14 protein-coding genes and 1 riboswitch are annotated in these 12,700 nt (G+C 45.9%); of the genes, 4 read left to right on the forward strand and 10 right to left on the reverse strand.

Features of this window, described 5'->3' with window-relative positions; genetic code table 11:
* Window positions 1-8: 8 nt before the first annotated feature.
* From thiH to thiS, 7 genes are all read right to left on the reverse strand, one after another.
* A complete protein-coding gene (gene thiH, locus VIP81_RS05390) occupies window positions 9-1,115 on the reverse strand; it encodes a 2-iminoacetate synthase ThiH (RefSeq protein ID WP_331957448.1) in 1,107 nt (368 codons plus the stop codon).
* Between the two features lie 31 nt (window positions 1,116-1,146).
* Window positions 1,147-1,920: a thiazole synthase gene (locus VIP81_RS05395; protein ID WP_331957449.1), complete on the reverse strand. Its 774-nt coding sequence runs from the start codon at window positions 1,918-1,920 to the stop codon at window positions 1,147-1,149.
* The gene (locus VIP81_RS05400; protein WP_331957450.1) at window positions 1,908-2,540 is read right to left on the reverse strand and encodes a thiamine phosphate synthase; all 633 of its coding nucleotides are present in this window, start codon (window positions 2,538-2,540) and stop codon (window positions 1,908-1,910) included. Before VIP81_RS05400 ends, VIP81_RS05395 begins: the two co-directional genes overlap by 13 nt.
* Window positions 2,537-3,265 carry a hydroxymethylpyrimidine/phosphomethylpyrimidine kinase gene (locus VIP81_RS05405; protein WP_331957451.1) on the reverse strand — a complete coding sequence of 243 codons (729 nt, stop codon included), beginning with the start codon at window positions 3,263-3,265 and terminating at the stop codon, window positions 2,537-2,539. The genes VIP81_RS05400 and VIP81_RS05405 overlap by 4 nt, the downstream gene beginning before the upstream one ends.
* Entirely contained in the window at window positions 3,262-4,080 is an 819-nt protein-coding gene (locus tag VIP81_RS05410; RefSeq protein ID WP_331957452.1) for a hypothetical protein, read from the reverse strand. The genes VIP81_RS05405 and VIP81_RS05410 overlap by 4 nt, the downstream gene beginning before the upstream one ends.
* Window positions 4,081-4,214: 134 nt before the next feature.
* Window positions 4,215-6,071 (reverse strand): phosphomethylpyrimidine synthase ThiC, encoded by a 1,857-nt coding sequence (gene thiC, locus VIP81_RS05415; RefSeq protein WP_331957453.1) that lies wholly within the window; start codon window positions 6,069-6,071, stop codon window positions 4,215-4,217.
* Window positions 6,072-6,155: 84 nt separating this feature from the next.
* The gene (gene thiS / locus VIP81_RS05420) at window positions 6,156-6,359 is read right to left on the reverse strand and encodes a sulfur carrier protein ThiS (protein ID WP_331957454.1); all 204 of its coding nucleotides are present in this window, start codon (window positions 6,357-6,359) and stop codon (window positions 6,156-6,158) included.
* Window positions 6,360-6,412: 53 nt separating this feature from the next.
* A riboswitch (TPP riboswitch) is annotated at window positions 6,413-6,519 on the reverse strand.
* Between the two features lie 128 nt (window positions 6,520-6,647).
* Here thiS and VIP81_RS05425 point away from each other — a divergent pair.
* The gene (locus tag VIP81_RS05425) at window positions 6,648-7,124 is read left to right on the forward strand and encodes a lipocalin family protein (protein ID WP_331957455.1); all 477 of its coding nucleotides are present in this window, start codon (window positions 6,648-6,650) and stop codon (window positions 7,122-7,124) included.
* A 1-nt stretch (window position 7,125) separates the two neighbouring features.
* Here the strand turns inward: VIP81_RS05425 and VIP81_RS05430 are convergent, their stop codons facing one another.
* The 3 genes from VIP81_RS05430 to dnaN all read right to left on the reverse strand — a co-directional run bounded on the left by VIP81_RS05430 (window position 7,126) and on the right by dnaN (window position 9,809).
* Window positions 7,126-7,377 carry a hypothetical protein gene (locus tag VIP81_RS05430; protein WP_133807115.1) on the reverse strand — a complete coding sequence of 84 codons (252 nt, stop codon included), beginning with the start codon at window positions 7,375-7,377 and terminating at the stop codon, window positions 7,126-7,128.
* Window positions 7,378-7,427: 50 nt separating this feature from the next.
* Window positions 7,428-8,261: a sterol desaturase family protein gene (locus tag VIP81_RS05435; protein WP_331957456.1), complete on the reverse strand. Its 834-nt coding sequence runs from the start codon at window positions 8,259-8,261 to the stop codon at window positions 7,428-7,430.
* Window positions 8,262-8,690: 429 nt separating this feature from the next.
* A complete protein-coding gene (dnaN, locus tag VIP81_RS05440) occupies window positions 8,691-9,809 on the reverse strand; it encodes a DNA polymerase III subunit beta (protein WP_331957457.1) in 1,119 nt (372 codons plus the stop codon).
* Between the two features lie 382 nt (window positions 9,810-10,191).
* Here dnaN and VIP81_RS05445 point away from each other — a divergent pair, with 382 nt between their 5' ends.
* From VIP81_RS05445 to VIP81_RS05455, 3 genes are all read left to right on the forward strand, one after another.
* Entirely contained in the window at window positions 10,192-11,451 is a 1,260-nt protein-coding gene (locus tag VIP81_RS05445; RefSeq protein WP_331957458.1) for a pyridoxal phosphate-dependent aminotransferase, read from the forward strand.
* 352 nt (window positions 11,452-11,803) lie between these two features.
* Window positions 11,804-12,409: a TetR/AcrR family transcriptional regulator gene (locus tag VIP81_RS05450; RefSeq protein ID WP_331957459.1), complete on the forward strand. Its 606-nt coding sequence runs from the start codon at window positions 11,804-11,806 to the stop codon at window positions 12,407-12,409.
* 11 nt (window positions 12,410-12,420) lie between these two features.
* Window positions 12,421-12,700: TetR/AcrR family transcriptional regulator (locus tag VIP81_RS05455; protein ID WP_331957460.1), on the forward strand; the 280-nt coding region annotated here is incomplete at its 3' end.

Raw genomic sequence — 12,700 nt, forward strand, 5'->3', positions numbered from 1 at the left:
TTTTATTTTCATGCAAAGGCAGGATCCCAATCTTTCCAAACCGGTTCATAACCTTGCGCTTTCAGCATTGCAGCAATAGCCGCCGCACTCCTGTCGTCCGAGATCTCAAACTGTTCCAGCGATTGTGGATCTACGGTATATCCGCCCGGATTGGTTTTGGAAGCCGCACTCATCGCCGTAATACCCAGATGTACAATGTTGTTCCTGAATTTTTCTTCTTCCCTGGTAGAAATGCTCAGTTCAACTTCCTGGTTCAGCAGCCGGTAAGCACAAATGAGTTGCACCAGCTCCCGGTCGTCCATCACCACTTTGGGCGTAAGTCCCCCGGAAAATGGCCGTAGCCGTGGAAAAGAGATGCTGTACTTGGTTTGCCAATACTTTTTTTCCAGGTAGCTAAGATGTAAAGCCGTAAAAAAACTGTCTGTTCGCCAGTCTTCCAGCCCAATCAGCACCCCCAGCCCCATTTTGTGGATGCCCGCACGGCCCAGCCGGTCCGGCGTTTCCAGCCGGTAGTCGAAATTCGACTTACGCCCTTTTGGATGGTGCTTTTTATAATCGTCCTGGTGATACGTTTCCTGGTAAACCAACACGGCATGCAGGCCCTCGGCGGTCAACTCCCGGTAGTCCTCCTCATCCATAGGTTGTACTTCCATGGATATATGTGAGAAATGAGGGCGCAGCAGCTGCAACACTTTTTTAAAATAATGGGTTCCTACCTGTTGATTGGCTTCTCCGGTCACCAGCAGCACATGATCAAATCCCATTTCTTTGATGGCGGCTGTTTCCAGCAATATTTCCGCTGCGCTGAGGGTTTTACGTTTGATCTTGTTGTCCAGGCTAAATCCGCAGTAGGTACAAATGTTCTGGCATTCATTAGAGAGGTACATCGGAATATACAGCTGCATGGTATTACCAAACCGTTGCCGGGTAAGGGCATTGCTCATTGCTGCCATTTGCCCCAGGTAGGGCGCGGCTGCCGGCGAAATAAGGGCGGCAAAATCGTCCAACGACCGTCGTTGGCGGTGCAGTGCCTGCTCTACATCTCCGGATGTTTTAGCATAGATACCGGCCTTTACCTCATTCCACTCATACTGATCAAATATGCTTTTAAACATGATGAAGGATTAATTAGATGATAAAATTGATTTATGCCTCATCCAGAAAGGCAATGAGCGGACTGGAGGCAACTGCCTGATGGCTGCTGCCGGGTAAGCCAGCTTCGTAGGCCATACGGCCCGCTTCCACGCCTGCTTTAAAGGCTGCTGCCATCTGCACCGGGTTGCGGGCAATAGCAATGGCGGTATTCACTAACACCGCGCTGGCACCCATTTCCATGGCCTGCGCCGCATGCGAAGGACTTCTGATACCTGCATCTACAATCACCGGAATATTGCTTTGCGCAATAATGATTTCCAGGAAGTCGAAGGTTTTTAATCCTTTGTTGCTGCCAATAGGGGCGCCCAGCGGCATTACGGCCGCGGTTCCCACTTCTTCCAGGCGTTTGCACAGCACCGGATCGGCATGTACATAGGGCAATACCACAAAGCCCAGCTTCACGAGTTCCGTTGCCGCCAGTAAGGTTTCTATGGGGTCCGGCATAAGATAGCGCGGGTCCGGATGTATTTCCAGTTTTATCCAGTTGGTTTCCAGGGCTTCCCTGGCGAGTTGCGCGGCATACACCGCTTCTTTGGCCGTGCGCACACCGGAGGTGTTGGGCAACAGGTTGATTCGCGGATGCACCAGGTGTTGCAGCATATCATCTGCTTTATTATCCATTTCTACCCGCTTTAGCGCTACTGTTACCAGCTCGCTGCCGGAAGCCAGCAGCGCGCTTTCCATGATAGCAGGAGAAGAAAACTTACCGGTACCGGTAAACAACCGGGAACAAAACTGTTTGCCGGCTATTATTAAAGGCTCCATGTGGGTGTATGGTTTAGCTGTTGATAAATATGATCTACGACCGTTTGTTTATGAATGGCCTGTGTAATTAATCCGCTAACGGCAATGCCGTGTACTCCCGCTGTGATCAGCGCCGGAATGTCTTCCAGCAAAATGCCGCCGATGGCGATAACGGGAATGGATATATTTTTTTGCTGCAGTGCCTGTAAAATTTGTTGGTAACCACTCAGTCCCAGTATGGGACTTAAGTTTTGTTTGGTAGTGGTAAACCGGAAAGGCCCCACGCCTACATAATTGGCGCCATCCGCCACATGTTGCAATATATCTTCCAGGGTGTTGGCGGTGCCACCCACAATCATGTTGCTACCGGTGATGGCTCTGGCTGCGGCCACTGTCATATCCAGTTTGCCTACATGTACGCCTGCGGCGCCTACGGCCACCGCTACTTCCGGATAGTCGTTAATGATCAGGGATGCCTGGTAACGATCGCAGATTTTTTTTACGGCTTCCGCCATGGGCAAAACGGCGGCAGGTGATTCGTTTTTGATGCGTAGCTGAATCCATTTGCAGCCGGCATCGCAGGCGGCGAGGATATTGCTGATGTGATCGGGTTGCGATATATAATGTAATGTGCTGATCATATGTAATGATATCCTGTTAATGATGAATGACTGGCCAGTAGTTTCTCAGTATATGCTTTCCCGTTAGCACAGGCATCATGTAATGATTGGCCATGTGCTAAACCGGCTGTAATAGCGGCAGATAATACACAACCGGAGCCGTGTTTGGGGAAAACTTTCTCCAGACAAGGCTTGAAAGTATGTATGATATCACCGGTGTATAAGGTGTCGTATCCCGGCTTGTTTTTACGATGACCACCTTTCAGCAATACCGCGCACCAGGCAGACAATTGTCTGGCGGCGGCTTCCCCGTCTGTGAGGCCGGATAACATTAGCGCCTCATCGTAGTTGGGAGTAAGCAGGTATATTTCAGATAGCAGTTCTTGCCATGCCTGTTGTTGTATGCTGCCATGGAAAGTATGGCCCGCGGATGCTTTGAGTACCGGGTCCAGGATAATGCGGATACCAGGCGACAGCTGTTTTACCTGCCGCACCAGTTCCAGCAAAGACTGTATATCGGCCATGATACCGATTTTACAATGCTTTAGCTGCGGGTTGCAGAGCAACGGTTTTGCCTGCGCCAGTATATGCGTTACCGGTAGCCATTCCACCGACACAAACTGTTCAGGGGTTTGTACCGTAATAGCGGTGCAAACACCCAGTCCGGATACCCGGTGTTGTTCGAATGTTTTGATATCAGCCAGCAAACCTGCTCCCCCACTGGGATCCAGGCCTGCAAAACTCATGACGTAAGGTCGCTCTTGTTCCATAATTGCTGAATGCGGTAATAGTTTTCAACAGCTTTCGCTGGTGTTTTCCAGATGGCGCCTAATAAAGCGGCGCCGTCATACTGCCATTTTTTTAGGGAGACGATATTAGTATGGTCCACACCACCCAATGCAAGTACCGGCCGGTGATCTTTGTTTGTTAGCATGCCCCCTACCCTGCCATAGTAGCCTGGTTTGGAGATGCTGTCGAAGACGGGACTCAATAATAATGTTGAATAGCGTGCTGGCGTGTACGTTATTTCTGTTGCGCTGTGAATACCGGTGCTGTTGGCGATCGAATTTTCTAAAACAGAAGGAACAGTGGTCGTGTTATTACAGCCATTTTTTTCTGTCGGAAGGATTATATCAGGACTGCTGACTGTATTTTTTTCCACCGAAAAAACAATATCAATTGTTCTCTCGGTGGTATTTCCTTCCGAGCACTCTTCTGTCGCTAATTGCAGGTCCAATGTTTCACTATGGAGATCATTTTGGATGCTTTCTGCCTGCAGCGTTTTACTTTCCCGGTGGCATAACTGCGCCTCGTAAATACTTCTCGCGGCGCTGCTCCAGTGTACGCCTGCAAGCCCGTATTCCGCCGCCAGTGTTGGCTGATCGCGGATGAGAATGCGATTGTAACAGTCCGGATTTATTTTATTCAGCAGTATCCTGTATTGTTCCATATCCCAGTCCGGCTTCCGAAGCAGCACGCGCGAAGTGCCTGCGGATAACAGGGCTGCTATTATCCGCTCTTCTTCGTGTATTCGTTCAGGTGATGTGATAATCCAGATCAATCTTATTTTTTTAATGACTATAATAGCTCGGTTGCTATATCTTTTCGGAAATTGCGTGGCTGTATCGTGGCTCCCGGTCGGATCACTTAAGTTCTCTGCCAATCATTTTTTCCTCCGCCCTTACGCCAACCCATTTAGAAATAAATTTCGCCACCCTGTTCAGCAAAGGCGGCGGCTTTTTCTTTCATGCCTGCATCCATTGCTTCTTCAGCTTCCAGTCCTTGTTGGGCGGCAAACTCCCTTACTTCCTGGGTAATTTTCATGGAGCAGAAATTGGGTCCGCACATAGAGCAGAAATGCGCCACTTTAGCTCCTTCTGCCGGCAATGTTTCATCGTGGTAGGAACGGGCAGTTTCCGGATCCAGGGATAAATTAAACTGGTCTTCCCAGCGGAATTCAAATCGGGCTTTGCTGAGGGCATTGTCGCGGTGCTGGGCGCCGGGATGGCCTTTTGCCAGATCGGCAGCATGTGCCGCTATTTTATAGGTGATTACTCCCTGACGTACATCTTCTTTATCAGGTAATCCAAGGTGTTCTTTAGGCGTTACATAGCAAAGCATAGCACAACCAAACCAGCCTATCATGGCGGCGCCTATGCCGGAGGTAATATGATCATAACCCGGTGCTATGTCGGTGGTTAATGGACCGAGGGTATAGAACGGCGCTTCGTGGCAATGTTCCAGTTGTTTGTCCATGTTGGCTTTGATGAGGTGCATGGGCACATGGCCGGGGCCTTCTATCATTACCTGTACCTGGTGTTTCCAGGCTATTTTGGTGAGTTCACCGAGGGTTTCTAATTCTGCAAACTGCGCGGCATCATTTGCATCAGCGATGCTGCCGGGGCGTAATCCATCTCCCAGAGAAAATGCAACATCATAGGCTTTCATGATTTCGCAGATTTCTTCGAAGTGGGTATACAGGAAGTTTTCTTTATGATGTGCCAGACACCATTTGGCCATAATAGAGCCACCGCGGGATACGATACCGGTGACACGTTTAGCCGTTAGCGGTATATATCTCAATAAAACACCCGCATGAATGGTGAAGTAGTCAACACCTTGTTCGGCCTGTTCTATCAGGGTATCGCGGAAAATTTCCCAGGTAAGGGCTTCTGCTTTTCCGTTCACTTTTTCGAGAGCCTGATAAATGGGCACGGTGCCAATGGGTACGGGCGAATTACGGATAATCCATTCTCTTGTTTCATGAATATTTTTTCCGGTGCTGAGATCCATGATGGTGTCGGCACCCCAACGGCAGGACCATACTGATTTTTCCACTTCCTCTTCAATACTGGAGCTCACCGCAGAGTTGCCGATGTTGGCATTTATTTTCACCAGGAAGTTGCGGCCAATGATCATAGGCTCACTTTCGGGGTGATTGATATTGGAAGGAATGATGGCTCTGCCGGCGGCAATTTCCTGGCGAACAAATTCCGGGGTAATATATTTTACTGGTGTATTGGCGCCAAAGCTATGGCCTTTATGCTGTTGCCAAAGGGCATTATTTTCTTCGTATAATTTATCAGCACATTGGTTTTCACGGATGGCGATATATTCCATTTCAGGTGTAATAATGCCCTGTTGTGCGTAGTATAATTGCGTTACATTTTGTCCTGCTTTTGCGCGCAGTGGTTGATGTGTATGGCTCATCAGCGGCATTTTCCCGCCTTCCTGCATGAGTCCTCTCACAAAGGGGCTGCTGTATTGCGGTAGTTGTTCCACGTCTTTTCTGGCGATGATCCATTCTTCGCGGAGGCGGGGAATGCCGGTACTCACGTCAATGGCTATATTGGGATCAGAGAAAGCGCCGCTGGTATCGTATATCACAACGGGTGCGTTGGGAATGGATTCGCCATTTTTTCCATGCATGCGTGTATCCGTGAGCGTTATTTTGCGCATGGCTACTTTTATAGGATGGATGGTTCCGTCTACATAGATTTTTTCTGATGCAGGAAATGGTGTGCGGCTGAGTGCCACAGGCTGTTGTTGCATGATGTCTGGATTTTTACAGATAGAAATGTTTGTTCCGTAATAAATTACTACGGAAAAGGCTATACGAAATTTGTTTGAACGGGATTAACCGCCTTGTGTTGCCCGGATAATAGTAATACTATCCGCAGCCGATAACGGTTGGTTGTCCCAGTGCGTCCTGGGTATTACCTGGTTATTGACGGCTACCGCAATGCCTTTTTGAGCAGAGAGTTGAATAAACTGTAAGAGTGCAGCAATGGTTGTTCCTGGCTGCACCGCATAAAGTTTATTGTTTACATGCACTTCCATGATTAATTGGAATTTAAGTGAAACAATAAACTTTAAGGATGTGGAAAGATGAGAAAGGTTCAGTTACTTTTTCCTACGGCAGTATGAACTGCTTCAGGTACTGAGGGTATCATCTCAGTTTATCCGGCATAATAGCGGATAAACACCCCTAAAGTGTAGGCATAAAAGTAATGTAAATTTTTAAAAATTACGAATTACGAATTACGAATTACGGATTTGTGGGGAGGACCGGCATTATTATTTATCAGAAACCCGTAATTCGTAATTCGTAATTCGTAATTTTAATTCATGGTAAGATTCAATTTAGTGTGTTTATTGATACTGGCCGTTGCTTGTAATAGGGCTAAGAACCGGGAGGTGGAGAAAGAGGAGTTGCAGGATGATAGTAGCCTGGTAAGTATCGCAGACAGCAGTAATGCCGGCATTACTGACAGCATCGCTGCTGTTGCGGATACGCTGCATGTGGATGCAGCTAAGCTCATAGGTAGGTGGATACAGCCTGTAGCAGGCCTGGACAAGGAAATGCAGGGCTTTCAACTTAGAAAGAACGGAACTGCAAGATCCATTAATATGTATACGCTGGTATACGAAAAATGGAGATTGACGCACGACACCTTGTTATTGTGGAATCATTCCGAAGGTGTAAAAGACACATCCACTATTGTGGACACTACAATTATTAAAGAGCTGTCAGATACTTCACTGGTATTGTTTCCGGTGAAAGCCGCTGAAGGCTATATGGAAAAATACCGCAAGCAGAACTAATTCAGTTGTACAGCTGCCAGAGTCCTACGAGGCAGGCTACTACCGCCATAAATATACCGGCAGCGGCGAGTTGCATATCGTCGATATTTTTTCTTCCCATAAATAAGGAGATCAGACCTATGATGATGGCCACAGAACCTGCGGTGACTGCATAAGACGGTGTTTTGGTACTGAAGGCAAATGCGGCCGACAATACACCAATGATGAGCGCTGATATACAGGCTGTTTTTGTTAAGGCTGTTGAGTGTTGCATATGTATTCGTGTTTTGAAAACAGGTGAAGGAATAATAATTTGTTTATAGGTTATTTATGTTGACTGCTAACATTTTCCTCCATCACAGCGGCATGTTCCCAGGGTACTTTTAACAGGGTACCTATTTCCTGGTAACGGGCATCCTGGTATTCATCCAATCCGTAACGTATAGAGAGGGTATCCGGCACTTTCACAAATGTTCCGAACAACCGGTCCCATATCGAAAATATATTCGCATAATTGGCATCTGTTTGCGGCTGGTAGTGGCTATGATGCACTTTGTGCATGTCTGGTGATACAATCACCCAGCTTAGCCCATTATCGAGCCATTTGGGCAGATGGATATTAGCATGATTAAACTGCGACATGAAGGCCGACAGGCTCTGATAAAGCATCACCATCCAGAAAGGCACGCCCATGGCAATGATGGCCACAAAAAGGGCAATAACCCGGAATAAACTCTCTACCGGATGATGTCGTAGCGCCGTGGTAGCATCTATCTGTGTATCTATATGATGTATTTTATGAAACTGCCACATCCAGCCGGTTTTATGTTGCACCCAATGAATTAACCAGGCGCCGATAAAGTCCAGCATCAGCAGGGCGAGTATGGTATGGAGCCATAATGGGAGTGCTGTGAGGTAAAGAAGACCAAATCGGTGTGCACTGGTCCACTGGGAAGCTTTTACAATCAGGAAGGCCAGCCCGGTATTCACGATCACAGTAGTGAGTGTGAAAAACAGGTTGGTACCAGCATGTTTATAGCGCGACTGGCCAAAACGGAACCGTGGCGCCATGCCTTCCATGATCCATAGCAGCATCAGTCCGCTCATTAAAATGGCAGTACGATAGATGGACGGAATATGTTCAAAAAACGTTACCATATGCTGGTAAAATATATATAGTTGTATTATGCTGCGCTATGTTTGGTTCTCCTTAACCAGGCCAACAAAATCTATACAGTGGATATGGGGGAAGTGATCTGATATTATAATACACAGCAATCATATATGCGTTACTGTTATTATCCTTGCGTTACTGTCATGAACCGTATGGGGCATTTCCTCCATCGACTCCGGGTAAAAATTACAACTATTTGGGGAATAATAAAAGGGCTCTTTTGGGGATTTGTCGTATAGTGTATTACTGTAAAGTATAAGGTGCGTTGCTGTAAAGCACAAGGCATAAAGCGGAAAGCAAAAAGCTATTGAAGCGAATGATCAAAGCGAGGTTAATATCTGCTTTATTTATTCGCTTCAATAGCTTTTTGCTTTCAGCCTTATGCTTTCAGCTTTCTGTATTTTCTGTTTGGATTAGTTATTCAACATCAATGGCATTACCAGCATCAGGAGATCTTCATTTTCTTCTTTTTCAGAAGGTCTGAGGATACCTGCTTTGGTGGCAGTAGCCAGGTCGATGGAGATTTCATCGCCTTCAGCAGCGTTCAGCATTTCGATCAGGAACTTTGCATTAAAAGCAATTTGCATATCATCACCGGTGTACTGGCAGTTCATACGCTCGTTACCTTCGAAAGAGAAATCCACATCCTGTGCAGACAGCTGTAATTCGCTACCAGTGATGCTCAGAGCCACCTGGTTGGTACTTTTATTGGCGAACACACCTACACGCTTTAACGCGTTCTGGAAGTCGCTTTTTACTACCGTGAGGCGGTAAGGATTATCTTTTGGTATTACTACCTTATAGTCAGGGAAACGGGCGTCAATAAGGCGGCAGATCATCTGAGCGCCTTCGTGCTGCACGAAGAAGTGGTTCTGGCTATAAGCTACTTTAATGGGAGAATCGTTATCAGGTAAGGCCGATTTCAACAGGTTCAGCGGCTTCTTAGGCACGATGAAGCTATCCGCCTGTGGGCAGGTAACATCTGTTCTTACATATTTCACCAGGCGATGTGCATCGGTGGCTACAAAAGTGAGACTGTCGGGCGCGATTTCGAAGAACACGCCTGTCATAGCAGGGCGCAGATCATCGTTGCTCACAGCAAACAGTGTTTTATTAATAGCGGTTACCAGGCCGGTAGCAGACATGGTAAAGGAAGTGGTGTCGTCTGCAGCCGGTTCTTTGGGGAAGTTCTCCGGATTTTCGCCCATTACCTTGTACTTACCATTGTCTGAAGTAATTTCTACAGCGTAAGAATTCAGGTCAATGTGGAAAGTCAGCGGTTGATCAGGCAGATTCTTGAGAGAGTCCATCAGGATTTTTGCCGGGATACAGATACGTCCGGTTTCCTTGGCTTCTACCTCCAGCTTCACCCGCATAACAGTTTCCAGGTCAGTAGCAACTACAGTCAGTTCGTTTTTGTCAATTGAGAATAGAAAATCCTCCAGTATAGGTAATACTGTGTTAGAATTGATAACCCCGCTGATCTGTTGTAATTGTTTTAATAAAGTAGAGGAAGAAACAATAAATTTCATGATTTATATAAGTTTGCTTATCGTTTTTTGTTGTTGGGTAACTTCTTAGGCGTGCAGCCTGATTCACATGTTACCTTTCATAAAAGGTCAAATGTACTGTAAACAAAGATAGAAAGTTTTGTCATTCTCCCTAATTTCATCACATCTTATACACGAAGATAACGTGGTTTTACACAACGATTTGCAGGTTCTGATACATTTGTTTTTAATATAATACTAGATAGAAAGATTGAAAAACGCCTTTTGTTTAGATGAGATGTAATAACAGCTATCCATTATTGATGAATGTGAAAAGAATTAGCCTATTCTTTTAAATTATCTTCAAATCGGTTACTTTTGCCGCGCTGAAAAATTATTCCAAACCAACAAAAAAAAGCAGGTTATGAAACTGTCTCATTTAGCCGAAACACTGATTGGATCCGAAATCATTAAGTTAGCAGCTGAAATAAAGGAGAAACAGGCCAAGGGTGAGAAGATCTATAATTTCACGATTGGCGATTTTGACCCGAAAGTATTTCCTATCCCGGTTGAATTTGAACAGGAAATCATAACAGCCTATAAGGAGCACCTTACTAATTATCCTCCTGCTGATGGCATCGCGGAGTTAAGACAAGCGGTGGGTGATTTTATAGCTGAGCGTGAAGGTCTCTCCTACGATCCTGCAAAGGAAATCGTTATTTCCTGCGGTGGTCGTCCTATCATCTACGCCACTTTCAGAACTATTCTGGATCGTGGTGAAAAAGTAGTGTATGCTACTCCTTCCTGGAACAATAACCACTACACCCACTTCCTGGAAGCGGAACACGTGGTGCTGGAAACCAAACCGGAAAATGATTTCATGCCCACAGCGGCTGAATTAAAGCCTCTCCTGAAAGGTGCTACTCTGCTGGCGCTTTGCTCACCGCAGAACCCAACCGGTACTGCTTTTGGCAAACAACAGCTGGAAGAAATCTGCGACCTGGTGCTGGCCGAAAATAAAAGCAGGGGTGCTGACGAAAAGCCACTCTATGTACTGTTTGATCAGATGTACTGGGTACTCACCTTCGGTGATACACAGCACCACACACCAGTAGGCCTCCGCCCTGAGATGAGGAACTATACCATCTTCATCGACGGTATGAGTAAAGCCTTTGCTGCTACCGGCGTAAGAGTTGGCTGGGCTTTAGGACCCGCGCACGTCATCGCTAAAATGAAATCCATCCTTTCTCACGTAGGTGCCTGGAGCCCAATGGCAGAACAAAAAGCTGCTGCCCGCTACCTGGTACAGAAAGAGAATGTGAATACCTACCTGAAACACTTCAAAGGCGAAATCGAAGAAAGACTGGTGAACATTTACCAGGGCTTCGACAAACTGAAGAAAGCTGGTCACCAGGTAGATGCTGTTGCTCCGCAAGCGGCTATTTATCTCACTATCAAATTTGACCTGGTAGGCAAAACAACGGCTGATGGCACTGCGCTCGCAGATCAGGCGGCTGTTACTTCCTACATCCTGAATGAAGCTAAACTGGCTCTGGTGCCGTTTTCTGCATTCGGGTCTGCTAAGAACTCTCCATGGTACCGCCTCAGCGTAGGTACCTGCGTAAAAGAAGAGATCCCTGCTATGTTTGAAAAACTGCAGGCAGCACTGGAAAAATTAAAATAAGCAAAGGGGAGCGCCTTCGGTGCTTGTCTTTCTCAGGATTGGGCTGATTTTGATGATTAGACTGATTTTGAGGGTATAAAATTTTATAAGATTTAGGGAGATAGCAGCGTATTCGCGGCTATCTCCCTTTTTTATTCTCCGAAATATCAATAACAAAACACGGGGAAAATCATCAAAATCAATACAATCAGCCCAATCCTGAGAAAGACAAGCGCCGAAGGCGCTCCCCTCCCCTCTGACTTTCTGACTTTTGCTATCGAAAAGTTAAATACCTGTTAAATGGTCAACTATTGTTACTATTTCCAAAAATCTTCCTAATTTTGACCTTGAAACTAAAAAAGTCAAAAAGTTAATGCACACAGAAGCTAAAGATGAAATGAGGGATAAGATCCTGGAAGCTGCTCTGAAGCGTTTTACTCATTATGGCGCTTCTAAAACAACGATGAACGAAATAGCAGATGATCTTCACTGCTCCAAAGCGTCGCTGTATTATTATTTTCCCGACAAAAAAGCCATGCATACCGCAGTACTGCAAAAAATTGCAGAAGCCTATTTCCAGCAAATGGAAAAGGAAGCGGTGAACGTGAAGTCGGCAGCTAAAGCATTATATAATATCATCGACCTCCGGAGAGACTTTATCAGTAAATTTTGCCGGCTCGAAATATTTCAAATATTCCAGGACAACTCTAAATTTTTCCTGGAAGAAAAGAAGAAGGCAAAACAACGCGAGTTCAATATTCATACAGACATTATCAAAGCGGGAGTTGCTTTAGGAGAATTTAAAGTAAAAGATCCTGCGCAAACCGCGGAACTGCTGGCACAGGCCACTATGGGCCTACGCTTTTCTATTCCCGATCATATCAGGGAAGACATGGATATCGATGATGAAATGATGGATCTTATAATAGATAAACAAAAACAACTGCTGGAAATCTTCATTAACGGAATAAAGGCATAATAACGGAAATCATGTTGGTGAGAGAACGGATACTGGAAACGGCCCTGAAAATGTTCAGGACCTACGGTGTGAAGGGAGTGACTATGTTTGACATAGCACGTGATTGTGGTATCTCCAAGAAAACAGTATACGAGCATTTTGTAGACAAACAGGCGTTGATAGATGAAGGGATGCAGCAGTTGTTATCTAATCACATTAATTACTTCACAGAATGTCTGCAAACCACAGACAATGCCATCGAAGAAATGGTGCGTAACATGAAATACGTTACCAATATGGCTAAAACCCTGA

It is taken from the genome of Chitinophaga sp., assembly GCF_036566945.1.
Lineage (GTDB): Bacteria > Bacteroidota > Bacteroidia > Chitinophagales > Chitinophagaceae > Chitinophaga.

Bases quoted from the DNA above. Each gene is read 5' to 3' on its own strand.
- VIP81_RS05450 (WP_331957459.1), top strand. From the start codon at position 11,804: ATGCACACAGAAGCTAAAGATGAAATGAGGGATAAGATCCTGGAAGCT.
- VIP81_RS05405 (WP_331957451.1), bottom strand. From the start codon at position 3,265: ATGAGTTTTGCAGGCCTGGATCCCAGTGGGGGAGCAGGTTTGCTGGCT.
- thiH (WP_331957448.1), bottom strand. From the start codon at position 1,115: ATGTTTAAAAGCATATTTGATCAGTATGAGTGGAATGAGGTAAAGGCC.
- VIP81_RS05395 (WP_331957449.1), bottom strand. From the start codon at position 1,920: ATGGAGCCTTTAATAATAGCCGGCAAACAGTTTTGTTCCCGGTTGTTT.
- VIP81_RS05435 (WP_331957456.1), bottom strand. From the start codon at position 8,261: ATGGTAACGTTTTTTGAACATATTCCGTCCATCTATCGTACTGCCATT.
- thiS (WP_331957454.1), bottom strand. From the start codon at position 6,359: ATGGAAGTGCATGTAAACAATAAACTTTATGCGGTGCAGCCAGGAACA.
- thiC (WP_331957453.1), bottom strand. From the start codon at position 6,071: ATGCAACAACAGCCTGTGGCACTCAGCCGCACACCATTTCCTGCATCA.
- dnaN (WP_331957457.1), bottom strand. From the start codon at position 9,809: ATGAAATTTATTGTTTCTTCCTCTACTTTATTAAAACAATTACAACAG.
- VIP81_RS05425 (WP_331957455.1), top strand. From the start codon at position 6,648: ATGGTAAGATTCAATTTAGTGTGTTTATTGATACTGGCCGTTGCTTGT.
- VIP81_RS05400 (WP_331957450.1), bottom strand. From the start codon at position 2,540: ATGATCAGCACATTACATTATATATCGCAACCCGATCACATCAGCAAT.
- VIP81_RS05445 (WP_331957458.1), top strand. From the start codon at position 10,192: ATGAAACTGTCTCATTTAGCCGAAACACTGATTGGATCCGAAATCATT.
- VIP81_RS05430 (WP_133807115.1), bottom strand. From the start codon at position 7,377: ATGCAACACTCAACAGCCTTAACAAAAACAGCCTGTATATCAGCGCTC.